Source organism: Candidatus Palibaumannia cicadellinicola (genome assembly GCF_002855795.1).
In the GTDB taxonomy this organism is placed as follows: Bacteria; Pseudomonadota; Gammaproteobacteria; order Enterobacterales; family Enterobacteriaceae; genus Baumannia; species Baumannia cicadellinicola_C.
In genome coordinates, this window is sequence record NZ_NJPO01000116.1 from 1 (window position 1) to 2817 (window position 2817).

The 2817-nt window shown below is 43.1% G+C and carries 4 protein-coding genes; 2 read left to right on the forward strand and 2 right to left on the reverse strand.

Annotated features, from left to right (window positions below; translation table 11 throughout):
* Together dnaG and rpsU are read right to left on the reverse strand one after the other, a co-directional pair.
* On the reverse strand, nt 1–903 hold a 903-nt coding region (dnaG, locus tag CEX73_RS02235; protein WP_101626972.1), incomplete at its 3' end, for a DNA primase.
* A gap of 38 nt (nt 904–941) precedes the next feature.
* Nucleotides 942–1157 (reverse strand): 30S ribosomal protein S21, encoded by a 216-nt coding sequence (gene rpsU, locus CEX73_RS02240; protein ID WP_101626973.1) that lies wholly within the window; start codon nt 1155–1157, stop codon nt 942–944.
* Between the two features lie 242 nt (nt 1158–1399).
* Here rpsU and tsaD point away from each other — a divergent pair, with 242 nt between their 5' ends.
* Both tsaD and folB read left to right on the forward strand, forming a co-directional pair.
* Nucleotides 1400–2419, forward strand: coding sequence for a tRNA (adenosine(37)-N6)-threonylcarbamoyltransferase complex transferase subunit TsaD (gene tsaD, locus CEX73_RS02245; protein ID WP_101626974.1), 1020 nt, complete (start codon nt 1400–1402; stop codon nt 2417–2419).
* A gap of 53 nt (nt 2420–2472) precedes the next feature.
* Nucleotides 2473–2817, forward strand: a 345-nt coding sequence (gene folB / locus CEX73_RS02250; RefSeq protein ID WP_101626975.1) for a dihydroneopterin aldolase, incomplete at its 3' end; no start/stop codon positions are given.

Sequence of the window (2817 nt, forward strand, 5' to 3'; positions counted from 1 at the left end):
GGTAGTGCGATACAGCAACTGAATATGTTCGGTAGTTGTTGTGGTACCAAGGGACGCGACTGCATAATCAATACCGAACTGCGTCAGAGTTACCACATCCATATAACCTTCTACAACTAGCAACCGAGATAATTCCGTATGTTTTTGTTGGGCTTCATACAGCCCGTATAACTGGCGACTTTTATGAAAAATATCTGTTTCTGGCGAGTTTAGGTATTTAGGTTGGCCGTCTCCCAGGAGACGGCCGCCAAAAGCTATGATTCGCCCGCGCTTGTCACGAATAGGAAAAATTACTCGATTACGAAAACGATCATAGGTATAGCCGTTGTTATTTTTAATCACCATGCCCGCAGCTTTGAGCAAGGCTATTTTTTCCGCTGAACGACCAAAGTGCTTTATCACGTTGTCCCAGCCCGGCGGAGCAAAACCAATCACAAAATTATTGATCACCGCGGTGCTCAGACCGCGTTGTTGCAGATAGTTATGAACTACCATAGCCTGTTGTTTTAGCGATTGCTGATAAAATTGACTGAGCTTATTCATAATATCATAAATCTTCTGGCGCGAATGCGGGTTTTGCTGCTTATTTGAACTGAAATGTACTTCGTAGGGAACATTCCAGCCACATATGGTGGCTAATTCTTCAATCGATTCTAGAAACTCTAGACGATCATAATTCATTAGAAAATCGATTGCGTTACCATGAGAACCGCAACTGAAACAGTGATAAAATTGCTTTTCACTACTTACATTAAACGAGGGGGTGTTATCATGATGGAACGGACAGCAAGCAATAAAATACTTACCCTGTTTTTTCAGCTTAACTCGTGCATCAATTAGGGCAACGATATTGGTACGTGCCAACAAGCTATTGATAAATGCACGTGGAATTCGTCCAGCCATAAGCCCGATGATGTGCAGTCGTAATCGTATTCAGTTAATTAATATAGACGAGTGCGACGTGCGTTTTCGCGAGCGAGTTTTTTACTATAACGTTTGACTGCTGAAGCTTTAGCGCGTTTACGTTCCGTAGTAGGTTTTTCATAGAACTCGCGACGACGTACTTCGGACAAAACTCCTGCTTTTTCACAGGAACGTTTGAAGCGACGGAGTGCTACATCAAATGGCTCGTTTTCACGTACTTTTATTACCGGCATTTTTTTGACCTCACAATAAAATTAATATTTTATTGCTGTATTTTGCGTATTAGCTATTTTTTAAATGGCATTGAATTTTACTTTAAGTATGCTTATTTTGTAAAGTAATGATATTTTTGACTTTAAATATTACTAATGAATTGATTTACGCCCGATGGACGTTAGTATAGACCATACCTTGAGTGTAAAAAATGATAACTAGATAGTAAACTATATCTGGTAAAATAGGAATTATAACAATTATGCGAGTATTAGGTATTGAAACTTCCTGTGATGAAACTGGCGTGGCTATTTATGATGATCAGCAAGGGCTACTAGCTAATCATATTTATAGCCAGGTAAGACTGCATGCGTATTATGGCGGTGTAGTACCTGAACTTGCGTCCCGTGATCATGTGCGGAAAACAGTACCACTAATCCAAGCTGCACTGTCGGAGGCTGGGCTACAGGCTAAGGATATCGATGGAGTAGCGTATACCGCTGGACCTGGACTAGTTAGCGCGCTTATGGTAGGCGCTACCGTAGGCAGCGCGCTAGCGTATGCCTGGAGGGTACCGGATATAGCTGTGCACCATATGGAAGGTCATTTGCTAGCACCTATGTTAGAGGCTAATCCTCCTGCTTTTCCTTTTGTCGCACTCTTGGTATCTGGCGCGCATACCCAACTTATAGCGGTGACCGGCATCGGTAAATATCAATTACTCGGTGAGTCTATCGACGATGCTGCAGGTGAGGCGTTTGATAAGATTGCTAAGCTACTGGGTCTCAATTATCCAGGAGGACCTCTATTGTCACGCATTGCGCAGCAAGGCGTGGCAGGACGCTATATCTTTCCGCGACCTATGACTGACCGCCCAGGTTTGAATTTTAGCTTCTCTGGATTAAAGACTTTTGCTGCTAATACCATAAATGCCGTCGCTAGGGATGCACAGACACATGCAGATGTAGCGCGGGCATTCGAGGATGCGGTGGTGGATACGTTAGCGATCAAATGCAGCCGTGCGCTAGATCAAACAGGTTTACGAAGACTGGTGATTGCAGGCGGTGTCAGCGCTAACCAGACGCTGCGTACGCGTATTAAGGAGATAATAGAGCAGCGAGGAGATAAAGTGTTTTACCCACGACCTGAGTTATGTACTGATAACGGCGCGATGATCGCCTATGTTGGCATGATACGGTTACCATCCTGTGTCAAGAGTCAATTAACAGTTACAGTACGCCCGCGCTGGTCACTAGAAGAGTTGACAGCCGTAGTGACCTAATTAATTAATTCAAATAACACATTATTATTTATTACCAGAGTAGAGTTTAACACGTGGATATTGTCTTTATTGAAGAATTAACAGTAATGGCCTTTATTGGTGTTTATGACTGGGAGCAGCAATTGTTGCAAAAGCTAGTTTTAGATCTAGAACTGGGCTGGGATAACCTACCTGCTGCGCGTAGCGATAATATCTTTTATGGTCTTAGCTATGTGGATGTCAGCCAAGCGGTATTGTCACTAGTTAGTAGTAATAGTTTTACACTCATAGAACGAGTAGCTGAAGAAGTAGCTGAGCTACTCATAAAAAAGTTTTCTCTAACTTGGGTGCGCATTAAAGTTAAAAAACCGGGCGCAGTGCCACAGGCAGGAAGCGTTGGCGTAATTATTCAGGTCGTG